This is a genomic window from Actinomadura sp. NPDC048394, from assembly GCF_040651755.1.
Lineage (GTDB): Bacteria > Actinomycetota > Actinomycetes > Streptosporangiales > Streptosporangiaceae > Spirillospora > Spirillospora montaniterrae.
Genome location: NZ_JBEZJL010000050.1, coordinates 37,083 through 52,226 on the forward strand (window position 1 = coordinate 37,083; position 15,144 = coordinate 52,226).

The 15,144-nt window shown below is 72.4% G+C and carries 15 protein-coding genes; 6 read left to right on the forward strand and 9 right to left on the reverse strand.

The window, feature by feature from the left end; all coding sequences use genetic code 11:
* Positions 1 to 138 precede the first annotated feature (138 nt).
* Positions 139 to 828, forward strand: a complete 690-nt coding sequence (locus AB0C78_RS31905; RefSeq protein ID WP_360755074.1) for a hypothetical protein — start codon at positions 139 to 141, stop codon at positions 826 to 828.
* Positions 829 to 867: 39 nt separating this feature from the next.
* On the opposite strand, the gene AB0C78_RS31910 is transcribed toward AB0C78_RS31905, so the two are convergent.
* From AB0C78_RS31910 to rlmN, 3 genes are all read right to left on the reverse strand, one after another.
* Positions 868 to 1,695, reverse strand: coding sequence for a DUF1963 domain-containing protein (locus AB0C78_RS31910; RefSeq protein WP_360755076.1), 828 nt, complete (start codon positions 1,693 to 1,695; stop codon positions 868 to 870).
* A 79-nt stretch (positions 1,696 to 1,774) separates the two neighbouring features.
* Entirely contained in the window at positions 1,775 to 2,275 is a 501-nt protein-coding gene (locus AB0C78_RS31915; RefSeq protein WP_151539742.1) for a DivIVA domain-containing protein, read from the reverse strand.
* Positions 2,276 to 2,342: 67 nt separating this feature from the next.
* On the reverse strand, positions 2,343 to 3,491 hold the full coding sequence (gene rlmN / locus AB0C78_RS31920; protein WP_360755079.1) for a 23S rRNA (adenine(2503)-C(2))-methyltransferase RlmN: 1,149 nt from the start codon (positions 3,489 to 3,491) through the stop codon (positions 2,343 to 2,345).
* Positions 3,492 to 3,670: 179 nt separating this feature from the next.
* On the opposite strand from rlmN, the gene AB0C78_RS31925 reads away from it, so the two are divergent.
* Positions 3,671 to 4,816 carry a suppressor of fused domain protein gene (locus AB0C78_RS31925; protein WP_360755081.1) on the forward strand — a complete coding sequence of 382 codons (1,146 nt, stop codon included), beginning with the start codon at positions 3,671 to 3,673 and terminating at the stop codon, positions 4,814 to 4,816.
* Positions 4,817 to 4,870: 54 nt separating this feature from the next.
* On the opposite strand, the gene AB0C78_RS31930 is transcribed toward AB0C78_RS31925, so the two are convergent.
* The 5 genes from AB0C78_RS31930 to rpsB all read right to left on the reverse strand — a co-directional run bounded on the left by AB0C78_RS31930 (position 4,871) and on the right by rpsB (position 9,238).
* Entirely contained in the window at positions 4,871 to 5,929 is a 1,059-nt protein-coding gene (locus AB0C78_RS31930; protein WP_360755083.1) for a phosphatidate cytidylyltransferase, read from the reverse strand.
* Positions 5,929 to 6,486, reverse strand: coding sequence for a ribosome recycling factor (frr, locus tag AB0C78_RS31935; protein ID WP_151539738.1), 558 nt, complete (start codon positions 6,484 to 6,486; stop codon positions 5,929 to 5,931). The genes AB0C78_RS31930 and frr overlap by 1 nt, the downstream gene beginning before the upstream one ends.
* Positions 6,487 to 6,537: 51 nt before the next feature.
* Positions 6,538 to 7,317, reverse strand: coding sequence for a UMP kinase (gene pyrH, locus AB0C78_RS31940; RefSeq protein WP_151539737.1), 780 nt, complete (start codon positions 7,315 to 7,317; stop codon positions 6,538 to 6,540).
* Between the two features lie 56 nt (positions 7,318 to 7,373).
* A complete protein-coding gene (tsf, locus tag AB0C78_RS31945; RefSeq protein ID WP_151539736.1) occupies positions 7,374 to 8,210 on the reverse strand; it encodes a translation elongation factor Ts in 837 nt (278 codons plus the stop codon).
* A gap of 83 nt (positions 8,211 to 8,293) precedes the next feature.
* Complete coding sequence (gene rpsB / locus AB0C78_RS31950) at positions 8,294 to 9,238, reverse strand: 30S ribosomal protein S2 (protein ID WP_360755088.1); 945 nt, start codon at positions 9,236 to 9,238, stop codon at positions 8,294 to 8,296.
* A gap of 397 nt (positions 9,239 to 9,635) precedes the next feature.
* On the opposite strand from rpsB, the gene AB0C78_RS31955 reads away from it, so the two are divergent.
* On the forward strand, positions 9,636 to 10,439 hold the full coding sequence (locus AB0C78_RS31955; RefSeq protein ID WP_360755090.1) for a M23 family metallopeptidase: 804 nt from the start codon (positions 9,636 to 9,638) through the stop codon (positions 10,437 to 10,439).
* Here the strand turns inward: AB0C78_RS31955 and AB0C78_RS31960 are convergent.
* Positions 10,436 to 11,341 carry a tyrosine recombinase XerC gene (locus tag AB0C78_RS31960; RefSeq protein WP_360755092.1) on the reverse strand — a complete coding sequence of 302 codons (906 nt, stop codon included), beginning with the start codon at positions 11,339 to 11,341 and terminating at the stop codon, positions 10,436 to 10,438. The genes AB0C78_RS31955 and AB0C78_RS31960 overlap by 4 nt on opposite strands.
* 152 nt (positions 11,342 to 11,493) lie before the next feature.
* Here AB0C78_RS31960 and AB0C78_RS31965 point away from each other — a divergent pair, with 152 nt between their 5' ends.
* From AB0C78_RS31965 to dprA, 3 genes are read left to right on the forward strand one after another with little or no spacing between them, the layout of a single operon-like run.
* On the forward strand, positions 11,494 to 11,847 hold the full coding sequence (locus AB0C78_RS31965; RefSeq protein WP_151539732.1) for a YraN family protein: 354 nt from the start codon (positions 11,494 to 11,496) through the stop codon (positions 11,845 to 11,847).
* Positions 11,848 to 13,401 carry a YifB family Mg chelatase-like AAA ATPase gene (locus AB0C78_RS31970; protein ID WP_360755094.1) on the forward strand — a complete coding sequence of 518 codons (1,554 nt, stop codon included), beginning with the start codon at positions 11,848 to 11,850 and terminating at the stop codon, positions 13,399 to 13,401.
* Positions 13,398 to 14,552, forward strand: coding sequence for a DNA-processing protein DprA (gene dprA, locus AB0C78_RS31975; protein ID WP_360755097.1), 1,155 nt, complete (start codon positions 13,398 to 13,400; stop codon positions 14,550 to 14,552). The genes AB0C78_RS31970 and dprA overlap by 4 nt, the downstream gene beginning before the upstream one ends.
* Positions 14,553 to 15,144 lie beyond the last annotated feature (592 nt).

A 15,144-nucleotide genomic window follows, 5' to 3' on the forward strand; every position in this document is an offset into this window, starting at 1 on the left:
CACCCACTTAAGGAGAGAACACCCCAACCGCCCGATCCCCGAACCGAAAGACCGTCAGGGGCGGCGACCGAACAGCGATCCGGCGCACAGCCGAATCCTCCGCGGGAGTTCGGAGCGCGAGTGGGGGGGGTGGGGGCGGTGATCGCGCTCGCGCGGTTCCAGGTCGAGGGGTACGTGCGTTCGCTGCGCGTCCTGCATCCGGTGATCGTCGTGGCGCTGGTCATGGTGCTCGTGCTCGTGCAGGGGCCGGGCGGGCCGGAGCGGATCAAGCTGTCCGTCGGCACCTTCGGCGACGTGGCGGCGTTCATGTTCCCGATCTGGGCTTGGACGGCACGGGCCCTGCTGGACACGCAGCCCGACGAGCAGCGGGCGCTGTCGGCGACCGCGGCGCGGCACCGCTGGACGCCCACGTGGGCGGGGTTGGCCGCCGCATACGCGGTGAACGTGTTCTTGGGCGTCATCGTGCTCGCCATTCCTCTCGTGCAGGCACTCCAGGTCGGTGCTCCAGGGCGGGCAATCCTCGCGGGGTGCGCGCTGAGCGTTCCGGTGGCGATCGCCGGCACGCTGCTCGGTGCATGGACGAGCCGGGCGTTCATCCCGGACCCCGGGGTGTCGCTGCTGGCGCTGCTGGGCGGTGCGACGGCGGTCCTCCTGCTGGGGCTGGGACGCCTCTCGTGGCTCTCTGTCCCGATGATCGAGTGGCTGCGGTCGGCGCACGACGGCCCGGACCGCTTCCTCGCGGACTTCCCCGGACTGGTGCTGCACCTCGCCCTCTGGTCGGTCGTCGTGGGCGGCGCATACGTGTTCGCCGCGCGGCTGCGTCGCTGACCGCCCGCACCGCTGCGCGGCGGTCGCACGCTCCGGATGTCATGCCGCTTGAACGGTCAGCCATGCACCCTCCAGCGGAGCGCTCCGGTGGGAGCAGAAGTAGACGCGGCCCGGGTCGCCCCAGTACCAGCCGAGGCGGTCGTCGGAGTCGAGCTGGAGCAGGAGGCGCCAGTCGTCGGCGGCCGCCAGGTCGTCGGCCGACAGTTCCGGGGCGTCGAGGGTCTCCAGCGGACGGCCCGTCGAGGCGTACAGGCAGTCGGGGCCGACCGGCCGCTGGACGAGGTCGGGCCAGCCGCCCAGCTGATGCGCCGGGGCGTCGGGCGTGACATGCCGGGACCAGACCGCGTGCAGCTGCTCATATTCGGCCAGGAAGCCGCGGTGGACGCGCTCCAACCGCCGCATGACGGGCTCCTGCGGTGACGGCAGGGACAGGAACGGAGCTGCGCCCAGCTCGGCCGGCGGATAGGACACGGTGCCGGGCGGTGGTTCGGCGGGGTGCAGGTCGCCGGTGAACACGCGCCACCCGTCCCGCTGCCCGCACGCGTCACCCCACGGCCGCGGGGTCTCGCTGGCGTAGTAGAAGGCGGTCGTGCCGGAGCGGGGAAGATCGGGGATCGTCCCGAAGACGGCGAGTTCGGCGAAGTCGACGGCGCCCAGGAAGTCGAGCGGACGGCCCCTCCAGACGGGCCAGGCCGCGGCGGCCGGCAGCAGCGGCGCGCCGCCGAGCCTCACCGGTATGCCGTCACCGGCGGCGCCGAGCCGCACCGCGGGCCGGGCCAGGGACAGCAGGACCGAGATGATCTCGGAGGTGAACAGGAGGCCGAGGAAGGCGGTCAGCCGCCGGCGCTGCGCGTCGAAGTCGTCCATGCCCAGCAGCCTGCTGGGCGCCGGCGGCGGTCACCACCCCGCGGCGAAAATGTGGATAACTCCGCGGCGGTGATCGTTCTCAGCGGCCTTCGAGGGCTCCGGCGAGCTGGGTGAGGAAGCGGTCGACCTCCTGCTCGTCGTAGCCCGGGCCCAGGCGGACGACGCGGAACGCGCTCTCCCGGACGTCCCGCGCCGACACCGGCGGCGCCGCGCCGCGCAGCCCGGAGATGACGCGGTCCAGGAACGCGTCGACGTCCCGGACGTCGTAGCCCGGGCGGATGCCCGAGCCGGCGAACCGGGCGTTCTGGATCCAGTTGATCAGCCATGCGGGATTCGCCCGGGGCCGGCCGGGACGCTCGGCGATCGGCGCCTTCGTCTCCAGCTCCCTGATGCACTCGCGCACCAGGTCGTCCACCGCGCGGCGGTCGTAGCCGCGCAGCACGACGTCGAAGCGCGCCGTGCGCACCTCGTCCGCGGACATCGGCGGCCCGCCGTTCAGCGCGCCCGAGATCCGTTCGAGGAGGCCGTCCACCTGTGTCCGGTCGTAGCCCCGCAACGCCACCGGCAGCCGCGTGCTCATGAGCGCCACCGTGCTCCTCAGCCCTCGTCCCCGCGCCCGCGGGGCCCGGGGGGCGCCGCCGGCGCGCTCAGTCCTTCGTCGCCGCGGCCAGCTGTCCGCAGGCCCCGTCGATCTCCCTGCCCCGAGTGTCGCGCACCGTGACCGGGACCCCGTGGGCCTCCAGGCGGCGGACGAACTCGCGCTCGTCCTCCGGCCGCGAGGCGGTCCACTTGGAGCCCGGCGTCGGATTCAACGGGATCAGATTGACGTGTACGAGGTGGCCGCGCAAGAGCCTGCCGAGAAGATCGGCCCGCCAGGCCTGGTCGTTGACGTCCTTGATGAGCGCGTACTCGATCGAGACACGCCGTCCGCTGCGCTCGGCGTAGGCCCACGCGGCGTCCAGGACCTCGGCGACCTTCCACCGGTTGTTGATCGGGACGAGGTCGTCGCGCAGCTCGTCGTCGGGCGCGTGCAGCGACACCGCGAGCCGCACCGACATGTCCTCGGCGGCCAGCTTCTCGATCGCCGGGACGAGGCCGACCGTGGACACGGTGACGGACCGCTGGGAGATCCCCAGGCCGGCCGGTGCCGGATCGGTGATGCGGTGGACCGCGCCGATCACGGCCTTGTAGTTCGCGAGCGGCTCCCCCATGCCCATGAAGACGATGTTGGAGACCCGCCCGGGGCCGCCGGGGATGCGCCCGCGCGCCATCGCGCGCGCGCCCGCGGCGACCTGTTCCACGATCTCGGCCGTGGAGAGGTTACGGGTGAGCCCGGCCTGCCCCGTGGCGCAGAACGGGCAGTTCATGCCGCAGCCCGCCTGGGACGAGACGCACATCGTGGCCCGGTCCGGGTACCGCATCAGCACCGACTCGAACAGGACCCCGTCGAACGCCTTCCAGACCGTCTTCAGCGTCCTGCCGCCGTCGCAGTCCAGCTCGCGCACCGGGGTGAGCAGCGAGGGCAGCAGCTCGGACACCAGCCGGTCGCGCACGGCGGCGGGCAGGTCGGTCATCTTCGCCGGGTCGTCGACGAGCCGGGCGAAGTAGTGGCGCGACAGCTGGTCGGCCCGGAACGGCTTCTCGCCCAGCTCCGCGACCGCCTCGCGGCGTTCGGCCTGCGTGAGGTCGGCCAGGTGCCGGGGCGGCTTGCCGCGCCGCGGCGCGGCGAAGACGAGCTTCGCCGGGGTCTTCTTGGGCGCGGCGCCCGCGGTGGCGGGCTCGGTGGTGGCAGACATGGTCCTTCCAGTGTCGCAAACACCTGACGATGCCTCGTCCGCTCGCAGGCACGCTCTGTCCGCCTGCAGGCGCGCTTCGTCCGCCCGCAGGCACGCTCCCTTCCGGCCGTGGGCGCGCCCTTCCAGCGGGCGCTACGACATCGCTGCACATGACCTTGTCTGCGACTAAGGTCTCGATCATGTCGGTTTTGCGCAGGGGTGCCGCTTCGCCGAGGAGCCCCGCCGCCACGATCGTCCACGCCGAGGCCAGCCCGTACGGCAGCCGGAGGCTCGTCGTCGAGTCCGACGGTGACGTGACCTCGGCCTACCTGCGGGACGCGCGAGACTCGGTGATCGGCGCAGTCTGGGTCGCCAACCACTGCAAGGCCCCGTCCTCACTGGACCGGAAGCGGCTGGACGCGGGCGCCACGCCGCTACTGCCGGAGTCCCATGTCGCCCATCCGCAGGGACGCGAGGCCGTCGACGCCTCCGCCCTCGAGGTGGTGTGGTTCGAGGAGGGCGACGGAGCCGCCGTGCTGGAGGCCGGCGACCCCCTGTTCGTGATCCCGGGATGGTCCGACATGGGCCGCGGTATCCCCGGCTACGCGCGCGACGCGACGCGGCAGAGCCCGTTCGCCTTCCCCATGGAAGAGGAGATCGCGGAGTTCGGCCCGCGCATCGAGCGCGCCCGCGAGCACTGGAAGATGTGCCGCGCCGACGGCTCCTGGGCGGAGTTCCAGCAGTCGGTTCTAGGCCACCTGCTACAGCGGCTCGGTCCCGGCGGCCACTACTGGCACGACGTGGGGCGTCAGCTCGCAGGAGGCAAGGCCAGTACATCCCCGACAGTGGGCGTGACGGAGCGGCCCGCGCGCGGCAATCGTGATTTCACCGTGCTCAGCTCGGTCGGGATGAGCCGCCAGCGGATGCCCACCGTCGAACTGTACGAGGACGACGTCGCCCCGTACGCCCGCATAGAGCTCGCTGTGGCGAGCACACTGCCCAGCCAGCGCGCGGGGAGCATCTTCCCGTGGCTCGCCCAGTACCCGTGGCGATCGGTGACCTGGTTCGCCCCTGGCGACGTGGTCAAGTGGTACCACGAGGCCCGCACGTTCCCCCTGGGAAGCGGGGACAGCGCGTGGGAAGGCGTGCTCCTCCTGGACGATCCCACCCGGCTGGCAGGGCCGGAGGCGCCCGCCCTCACCGGGCTGACCGTGCAGGGCGATCCCGTCCGGTGGCTGTGGCTCGTCCCCATCACCGGTGAGGAGCACCGGTACGCCAAGAGCGAGGGCTCGGACGCGCTCATCCGGCGCCTGGCGCAGCAGGGACGCTCCTGGGTCGTCTCCTAGCCCGCGAGGCGACCCGGCTCCCTCCCGACCCTCAAGCAGCGGCCGGGCCAGGGTCTAGCTGGGGACGAACAGCTCCAGCAGCAGCCACACCACGGGGGCCGTCGCGACCAGCGAGTCGAGGCGGTCCATGACGCCGCCGTGGCCCGGCAGGAGCGTTCCCATGTCCTTGATGCCGAGATCCCGCTTGATCATCGACTCGATGAGGTCGCCGCCGGTCGCGGTCACCACGGCGGCGAGGCCGACCAGCGCGCCCTGCCAGGCGTGCCCGCCGTCCAGCAGCCACCACACCAGCGCGCCACCGACGATCATGCAGGTGATCGCGGAGCCGGTGACGCCCTCCCACGTCTTCTTCGGGCTGATCGTGGGGGCGAGCTTGTGCTTGCCGAGGAACGTGCCGGCGAAGTAGCCGCCGATGTCGCTGGCCACCGTGGTCGCGATGAAGATGACGGTGCGGTCGTCCCCGTCGCCCGGCCGCATGAGCAGCGCGACGATCCCGCCCATCAGCACCAGGTATCCGGCGACGAACGCGCCCGCGCTGACGTCCCGGACGTAGCCGTCCGCGCCCTCGGTCATCCGGATCAGCATCATGCTGAGCACGGTGAGCGACACCGCCGCGACCACGGCGGTGGGCCCCCATACATAGGACACGACCGGAGTGGCCACCATGCCCGTCGCGAGCGGGATGAACGGGACCTGGATGCCGCGCGACTTGAAGGCGTCCGTCAGCTCCCGCATACCGAGGAAGAGGAAGACCACCATCACGGCAAGGAAGATCGGCTTGACCGTGTAGAGCGACAGCAGTACCAGCGCCCCGAGGGCGACGCCCACTCCGATGGCCATCGGCAGGTTCCGGCCGGTCCTGCTCTGGCGTCCGCCATCGGACGGGTCCTGGGGCGGCTCCCCTTCGGGTTCAGCACGCGCGCCCGTCGGGCCCGTCGCGGACGTCGCGGACGTCGCGCCGGAGGGCACCGCGTCCTCGGCGGCGGTGCCTGCGGGGGTGTCCGGCGCCTCGCCGGAGGGCGAGTCCAGAGCTTCTCCCGGGGGTGGGCCGGGCATGTCGACCTCCGGCTCATCCGGGGAGCCCGCGGGCTCCCCGGCGTCGTCGAGTCCCATCAAACTTCGAGCAGTTCGGCCTTCTTGTGCTCGAGCAGCTCGTCGATCTGCGCCACGTACTTGTGCGTGGTGTCGTCGAGCTCCTTCTCCGCACGCCGCACCTCGTCCTCGCCGACCTCGCCGTCCTTGGCGAGCTTGTCGAGGGTGTCCTTGGCGCGCCGCCGGATGTTGCGGATGGAGATCTTGCTGTCCTCGGCCTTGGTGCCGGCGACCTTGACGAAGTCCTTGCGGCGCTCCTCCGACAGCTCGGGGAAGACCACCCGGATGACGTTGCCGTCGTTGGTGGGGTTCACGCCGAGGTCGCTGTCGCGGATCGCCTTCTCCACCGCCTGCATGGACGACTTGTCGAACACCTGCACGATGACCATCCGCGGCTCCGGCAGCGTGAACGACGCCAGCTGGTTGACCGGCGTCGGCGTGCCGTAGTACTCCGCGGTGATCTTGTTGAACATGGCGGGGGTGACCCGGCCGGTGCGGATGGCCTGGAAGTCCTCCTTGGCGACCGCGACCGCCTTCTCCATCTTCTCCTCGGCTTCGAGGAGGGTCTCGTCGATCACTGTGACTCCCATGTCATCTGGTCGGCCCTGGCACCGCGTTCCGGGCAGCGGTCAGCCCTGTGCCGGGCTGACCAGCGTGCCGATCTTCTCACCCCGGACGGCCCGGACGATGTTGCCCTGCCCCATGAGGTCGAAGACCACGATGGGGAGCGCGTTGTCCATGCAGAGACTGATGGCCGTGGCGTCCATGACCTTCAGACCCCGCTGTAGAACCTCACCGTAATCCAAACGGTCGAACTTGACCGCCTCTGGACTCTTACGGGGATCGGCGTCGTAGACGCCGTCGACCTGAGTGGCCTTCAGGACGGCCTCGGCACCGATCTCCAGCGCGCGCTGCGCGGCGGTCGTGTCGGTGGAGAAGAACGGCTGCCCCAGCCCCGCGCCGAAGATGACGACCCGGCCCTTCTCCAGGTGCCGGATGGCGCGCCGCGGGATGTACGGCTCGGCCACCTGGCTCATGGTGATGGCGGTCTGCACCCGGGTGTCGAGCCCGAGCTTCTCGAGGAAGTCCTGCAGCGCCAGGCAGTTGATGACCGTGCCGATCATCCCCATGTAGTCGGCGCGGCCGCGGTCCATGCCGCGCTCGGCCATGACCGCGCCGCGGAACATGTTCCCGCCGCCGCACACGACCGCGACCTGCACGCCGTCCTTCACGGCCTCGGAGATGGCCTCCGCCACGTGCTGCACGACCTCGGGGTCGATGCCCAGGGGATCGCGCCCGGCGAACGCCTCGCCCGAGAGCTTCAGCAGCACCCGCTTCCAGCCCGCGCGCGGCGCGTGCTGCCCGGACGACGGGGCCGCCGTCGCACTGGTGGTCGTCTTCTCCGGCACGTCGGCGGCCTCCTCGTTGCGTCGCTGAATCTCGGGTCCCTGTCTCCAGAGTGCCCTTACGCCTGCCCGACCTTGAACCGGGCGAAGCGCACGACCTTCACGCCGGCCTCGTCCAGGACCTTCGCGATGGTCTTCTTGCCGTCCTTCACGAACGCCTGCTCGACCAGCACGAAGTCGCGGAAGTAGGCGTTCACCCGGCCCTCGACGATCTTCGGGATGGCCTGCTCCGGCTTGCCCTCGTCGCGGGTGAGCTGCTCGGCGAGCGCCCGCTCCTTCTCGATCACCTCGGCGGGGATCTCCTCGCGGGTGAGGTACTTGGGCGCCATCGCCGCGATCTGCTGCGCGACGTCCTTGGCGACCTCGGTGTTCTCCTTGTCCAGCTCGACCAGGACGCCGGTGGTCGGCGGCAGGGACGGGTCGGACTTGTGCAGGTAGCTGGCCACGTACGCGCCCTGGAAGTGGGCGAAGCGGCGCAGCTCCAGCTTCTCGCCGATCTTGGCGCTGTTCTCCTCGATCAGGGCCTGGACGGTCTTGCCGGCCTCGATCTCGGCGCCGAGCAGGGTCGCCGCGTCCGCCGCGCCGCTGCCCGCCGCGAACTCGACCAGCCGGTTCGCCAGCTCGATGAACTGCGCGTTCTTGGCGACGAAGTCGGTCTCGCAGTTGAGCTCCAGCAGCGCGCCGTCGCCCGAGCCGTTGAAGTGCTCGGCGACCAGGCCGTTGGCGGCGGTGCGCTCGGCGCGCTTGCCGACGTCCTTGGCGCCCTTGAGGCGCAGCAGCTCCGTGGCCTTCTCGAAGTCGCCGTCCGCCTCGGTCAGGGCGTTCTTGACGGCCATCATGCCGGAGCCGGTCAGGTCGCGAAGCCGCTTGACGTCAGCGGCGGTGAAGTTGGCCATCGCTCTCTTCGCTTCTCTCGTCGTTGGTCGTGGACCCGCGACGGTCCCGGCGGCGTCGCGAGGACGCCGCCGGGACCGCGGGATCAAGCCTGCTGGCCCTCGGCGGGGGCGTCGGCCGGAGCCTCGGCGGGCGCCTCGGCAGGAGCCTCGGCCTCGGCCTCGGCCGGGGCCTCGGCGGCCGGCGCGGCCTCGGCGGGCGCCTCGGCCGGAGCGGCGGCGGCCTCACCCTCGGCCTGCTTGTTCTCCAGCAGGTCGCGCTCCCACTCGGCCAGCGGCTCGGCGGCACCGGAGGCGGCGCCCTCGGCCGGCTTCTCGTCGCCGCCGGACGCGGCGCCCGCGCGCGCGAGGAGACCGTCGGCGACCGAGTCGGCGACGACGCGGGTCAGCAGGCTGACGCTGCGGATGGCGTCGTCGTTGCCCGGGACCGGGTAGTCGACCTCGTCGGGGTCGCAGTTGGTGTCGAGGATGGCCACGACCGGGATGCCGAGCTTCTTGGCCTCGTTGACCGCGATGTGCTCCTTCTTGGTGTCCACGATCCAGATGGCGCTCGGGACCTTCGCCATGTCGCGGATACCGCCGAGGGTGCGCTCCAGCTTGTCCTTCTCGCGGCGCAGGCCGAGGAGCTCCTTCTTGGTCATGCCGGAGCCGGCCACGTCGTCGTAGTTGATCTCCTCCAGCTCCTTGAGCCGGGTGAGCCGCTTGTGGACGGTGGAGAAGTTGGTCAGCATGCCGCCCAGCCAGCGCTGGTTGACGTAGGGCATGCCGACGCGGGTCGCCTGCTCGGCGATGGACTCCTGCGCCTGCTTCTTGGTGCCGACGAACAGGATCGTGCCGCCGTGCGCGACCGTGGCCTTGACGAACTCGAAGGCGCGGTCGATGTAGGACAGCGACTGCTGCAGGTCGATGATGTAGATGCCGTTGCGCTCGGTGAGGATGAAGCGCTTCATCTTCGGGTTCCACCGGCGGGTCTGGTGGCCGAAGTGGACGCCGCTCTCGAGGAGCTGCCGCATGGTGACGACGGGTGCCATTGCCCGTGTTCTCCTTCTCTGGCCCTGCCGGGCCGCATTTGGTTGTCGCCCTGCGCCCGGGCATCGCCCCACCGTCGCCGCGGCGACGGACCGAGGGGCGGCGCCCCACCATGTCTTCGGTGGCATGCGGACGCGTGAAATCAGCCGCCGGGACGCCCCTTGGCGGCTGTGATCCGGAACGTTCCCCGGATCCGTGACCTCTCCGCTCACCGGGAGCGGCTTCCCGCCTCCCCGCCGGACGGCGGATCGGCGACGGCCTGGCCCTGGCCGGTGTCCTTCCGGGCACGCATACAGATTATCAGGGCGCGGACGCCCCCGTGAATCAACGGACCGAGCGGTTATCCACAGTTGGCGCACCTCCTCGACGGCCGGTCCACCGGGCGGCAGGCTCCTGGGCATGACGTTGCTCACACTGCTCCTCACCTGCGTGATCACCGCCGTCTCCCCCGGAGCGAACGCATTGGGCTCCCCGGGCGCGCACGCGGTCGACTTCCCGGGAGCGCACGCGGTCGTCTCCCCCGGAACGAACGCCTGGCGATGGCCCTTAGGCCCGCCCACACCGCGGGTCCTGCGCGCCTTCTCGCCGCCCGCGGTCCCGTGGGGTCCCGGCCACCGCGGGGTCGACCTCGCGGCACGGGCCGGCGAGCCGGTGTACGCCGCCGGCGCCGGACGGGTCTCCTACGCCGGAAGCCTGGCCGGCCGGGGCGTCGTCGCGGTCGATCACGGGCCGCTGCGCACGACGTACCTGCCCGTCCAGCCCAGCGTCAAGGCCGGGCGCCAGGTGGCCTTGGGCGCCCGTATCGGCGTCTTGGAGGACGGCCGTCTTCACTGCCCGACGCCATGCCTGCACTGGGGTCTGCGTAAAGGCCGCGTCTATCTGGACCCTCTGAGCCTGGTCAGGCGGGAAGTACGGCTGCTTCCCCAGTGGCCGCGGGCCGCACCGCCGCAGGAGGCATCGGGGAAGGCCCACGAACGACATCCCCCGTCCGAGCAGCCGCCCGCTCCGAACATGACGCTCCGTGACGCGACGACGGCCACGGGCGGGGCCGTCACGGGACTCGTCGTCGCCTACTCGCTGTCCTTCGCCTGGCGCCGAACTCGCGCACGCGGCCGCTCCCGACGTCCGCCGCCCGGCGTGATCGACCTCGCCCATGAGCGCCGCCTGCGCCGCGTCCCCCAGAGCCGCCAGGAACGCTCCTAGTCGTCCCTGGCGGCCCGGGGGTGGGCCTGGCGGTGGACCTGCTTGAGCCGTTCGGCCGAGACGTGCGTGTAGAGCTGGGTGGTCTGCAGGGACGCGTGGCCGAGGATCTCCTGGACGCTGCGGAGGTCCGCGCCGCCCTCCAGCAGGTGCGTGGCGGCCGTGTGGCGCAGCCCGTGGGGGCTGAGGTCGGGCATCGTCCCCGCGTCGGCGATCCGTGAATGGACGATGCGGCGGGCGCTGGTCGGGTGGAGGCGCCCTCCGCGAGCGCCGAGGAACAGGGCCGGGCCGCTGGTCTCCGTCGCCACCGCCGGGCGTCCGGCCCTGAGCCAGTCCTCGACGGCCCGGACGGCCGGCTCGCCGATCGGGACGGTGCGCTCACGGTTCCCCTTGCCCAGGACGCGTACGGTCCGGCGGCCGGTGTCCAGGTCGTCGATGTCGAGGCCGCAGAGTTCGCTGACGCGCACGCCCGTCCCGTAGAGGACCTCCAGCACGGCCAGGTCGCGCAACCCCATCGGCCCTTCGGCGTCCAGGGTCTCGAGAAGGCGCGCCGCATCGTCCTGGGTGAGCACACCGGGGAGGTCGCGGCGCTTCTTCGGCGTGCCCAGCAACAGGCCGGGGTCGTTCTCCAGTAGCCCGCGCCGGTGCAGGTGGTGGGTGAAGGCCCGGACGGCCGCCGTCCTGCGAGCGAGCGTGGCGCGCGCCCGCCCGAGGGCGTGCTGGCGGGCGAGCCACGCGCGCAGGAGCGACACGTCCACTTCTGCCGGTTCCGTCACGCCGACGGTTGAGGCGTATGCGCACAGGTCCGCCAGATCACCGAGGTAGGCGCGCAGCGTGTGCGGTGATACGCCGCGCTCGGCGTGCAGGTGCCGACCGAACTCGTCCACGGCCTCGTTCAGATCCACAAGGCCACGCTGCGGCACCCGCCCGTCCCGAGCAAGCACCCACCACCGTTTTCACCGGATCGCCCCGAATGTCGCGGCGTTTTCCACAGAACGCGGTTCCAGTTCTCCGCGGATCCGGCGTCCGGCAGCGTCGGAGCCCGGAGGTGAGGCGCATGAACGCCCGCATCGAACTGGGCCGTCGCGGAGAGGACGCGGCGGCCGCCTACCTGACCGGGCTCGGCTGGACGGTGCTCGACCGCAACTGGCGCTGCCCCGAAGGCGAGCTCGACATCGTCGCGCACGACGGCCGCGGCCACGTCGTCTGCGAGGTGAAGACCCGCCGCTCCGCCCGGTACGGCGACCCGCTCGAGGCCATCACGGCCGCCAAGTCGTCCCGGTTACGGCGGCTGGCCTGGCGGTGGGCCGCCGCGCACGGCGTCGGCGGCGCGCAGGTCCGGGTGGACGTGCTCGGCCTGGTCGTCAAGGGCGACGGCTTCTCGATCGATCATCTGAAGGAGGTGTGCTGAATGACGCTCGCCAAGACCCGCTCGGTGTCCCTGGTGGGGGTGGACGGCTTCGTCGTGGACGTCGAGGCCGCGCTCACCAGCGGGGTGCCCGGCCTGCACCTGGTCGGGCTGCCCGACACGGCCCTCAGCGAGGCCCGCGACCGCGTCCGTGCGGCGATCTTCAACTCCGGCGAGGACTGGCCCAACCGGCATGTCACCGTCTCGCTGTTCCCTGCGAGCATGCCCAAGAAGGGTTCGATCTTCGACGTGGCCATTGCGGTGGCCTTGCTCGCGGCGGCCGAGGTCGTCCCTGCGCGGTCGTGCGCGGGGCTGGTGCTGATCGGCGAGCTCGGCCTGGACGGCCGGCTCCGGCCCATCCAGGGCGTGCTGCCCGCGGTCCTGGCCGCCGCCAACTACGGCTGCCGCACCGTCGTCGTCCCGCGGGCGAACGCCGCCGAGGCCGAACTCGTACCGGGCGTGGAGGTGGTCTCCGCCGCGACGCTGCGCGGGCTGCTGTGCATCCTGCGAGACGAACCGCCGCCCATCGAGGAGGCGGAGCCCGACGAAAAGACGGTGGCGACCGACGGGGCGGCGATCCGGCGGCCCGACGTCCCGGCCGACCTCGACCTGGCCGACGTCCGGGGCCAGGCGGAGGCGCGGCGGGCCCTGGAGATCAGCGCCGCGGGCGGGCATCACCTGTACTTCACCGGGCCGCCGGGCTGCGGGAAGACCATGCTGGCCGAACGGCTGCCGACACTGATGCCGCCGCTGGAGCCCGACTCCGCGCTCGAGGTCACCGCCATCCACTCGGTCGCCGGTACGCTCCCGCCCGGCCAGCCGCTGATCACCCAGCCGCCCTTCCACGCACCGCATCACACCGCCAGCCGGGCGTCCATGGTCGGCGGCGGCTCGGGCCGGGTCCTGCAGCCGGGCGCCGTCTCCCTCGCCCACAGGGGGATCTTGTTCCTGGACGAAGCGCCCGAGTTCATGGCGGGGACCCTTGACGCCCTCCGCCAGCCGCTCGAAGAGGGCGAGGTGCGCATCAGCCGGGCCGAGGGCACCTCCCGGTTCCCCGCCCGCTTCACCCTCGTCCTCGCGGCCAACCCGTGCCCGTGTGCGGCCGCCAAGCAGGTCGACTGCTCCTGCGCCCCCGGAGTGCGCCGCAAGTACAGCACCCGCGTCACCGGGCCGCTCCTCGACCGCATCGACCTCAAACTGGAGCTGGCGCCCGCAACCAGAGCCGAACTCCGCTACGACCTGGAATTCGCCGAGGCCAGCAAGGTGGTGGCCGACCGGGTCATGCTCGCCAGGGAGCGCACGCTGAAACGCCTGACCGGCACCCCATGGCGCACCAACTCCGAGATCCCGGGCCCGGAACTGCGACGCCGCTTCACGCCCGGCCCCGAGGCAATGCGGATGGTGGACGAGTCGCTGCAGCGCGGCACGCTCAGCGCACGCGGCCTCGACCGCGTCCTGCGCGTCGCATGGACGATCGCCGACCTCGGCGGCCACGACGAGCCCGACGCGGACGACATCGGCGGCGCCCTTGCGCTCTGGCACGCGGGGCGGTCATGACCACGATCCCCATGACACCGGAGCGGGAGGCCCGCGCCGCCCTCACCGCCGTCGCCGAACCCGGCGACGCGTTCCTCAACCGCGTCGTCGGCCACTGCGGCGCCGAAGGGGCACTCGACGTGATCCGCACCGGCGCCCTCCCCGCCGACCTGCCCGCCGCGCCTAAGGAGATCCAGCGGCTGGAGCACTGGCGCATCCGCCTGGCCGCCGCCGAACCCGACCGCGACCTGGCCGTCTGCGCGCAGTTCGGCGGCCGCCTCGTCTGCCCTGGGGAACCGGAGTGGCCCACCACCCTCGACGACCTCGGCGGCGAGCGCCCCTACGCGCTCTGGCTCCGCGGCCCCGAGGACCTGCGCCACGCCTGCCTGAGATCGGTCGCCATGGTCGGCTCGCGCGCCTCGTCCCCGTACGGGCAGCGGATGGCCTCCGACTTCGCCTCCGAACTCGCCGACGACGGCTGGACGGTGGTCTCCGGCGGAGCGCTCGGCATCGACGCCGCCGCCCACCGCGGCTCTCTCGCCGCCGACGGCCGCACGGTCGCGGTCCTCGCCAACGGCGTGGACGTCCCCTACCCCGCCTCGAACGAGGGCCTGTTCGCGGAGATGGCACGCCGATCCCTGCTGGTGAGCGAGTCGCCGCCCGGCACGCATCCGCACCGGCTGCGCTTCCTCGTCCGCAACCGGGTGATCGCCGCCCTCTCCCGCGGCTCGGTGATCGTCGAGGCGGAGGCACGCAGCGGCGCCCTCAACACCGCCGCATGGGCCCGCAAGCTCGGCCGCGTGCTGATGGCCATGCCGGGCCCGGTCACCTCCCGCTCATCGGTCGGCTGCCACCAGCTCCTCCGCCAGGAGGACACCGTCCTCGTGAGCCGCACCGAGGAGATCATCGAGGCCGTCGGGCGGCTGGGCGCCGACCTGGCGCCGCCCCCGCAGACGCCCGTCCTCCCCCGCGACCGGCTGGAACCGGTCACCCGCGCCGTCCTGGAGGCCTTCCCCGCCCGGGGCACGACCGGCCCCGCGGCCCTGGCCGCCAAGGCCGGCATGGACCTGGCCGCCATCAACGCGAAGCTCGGCCTGCTGGCCGCGTCCGGCTTCATAGAACGGGCCGCCAACGGCTGGCGCCTCACCAAGTCCGCCAAGTCCCCCCGCTAACGCCCACGACCCACCAGGAGAAGCCATGCCCCCCACGAACATCCCAAGCAGCCAGACACCCCCCGCAACCCCCCACACCAGCCCCGGCCCAGACCCGACCAGGCCCCCGCCGCGCCCCGGCCCAAGCCCCGGCACACCCGTCCAGTCACCACCGCGCCCCGGCCAGGCGCCCGCCACGTTCGGCCAATCACCACCACGGCCCGCCCAAGCCCCGGCACACCCGTCCAGCCACCACCGCGCCCCGCCCAGGCGCCCGCCACGTTCGGCCAATCACCACCACGGCCCGCCCAAGCCCCGGCACACCCGTCCAGCCACCACCGCGCCCCGCCCAGCCCCGCCGCGCCCCGGCCAGGCGCCCGCCGCGCCCGGCCAGTCACCACCGCTCCTCGTCCAGGCCCCGGCGCGCCCGGCAAGGGAGCACCACACCGGGTCAGGCACCACCACGCGCGGTCAGGCACCACCACGCGCGGTCAGGCCCAGCGCCTTCTGCCAATCACCACCGCGTCCGGCTAGGACCCGCCACGCCCCAGGCAGGACTCGACAGGCGCCGTCCAAGCCCCGACGCGCCCGGCTAGGCACCACCGCGCCTCGG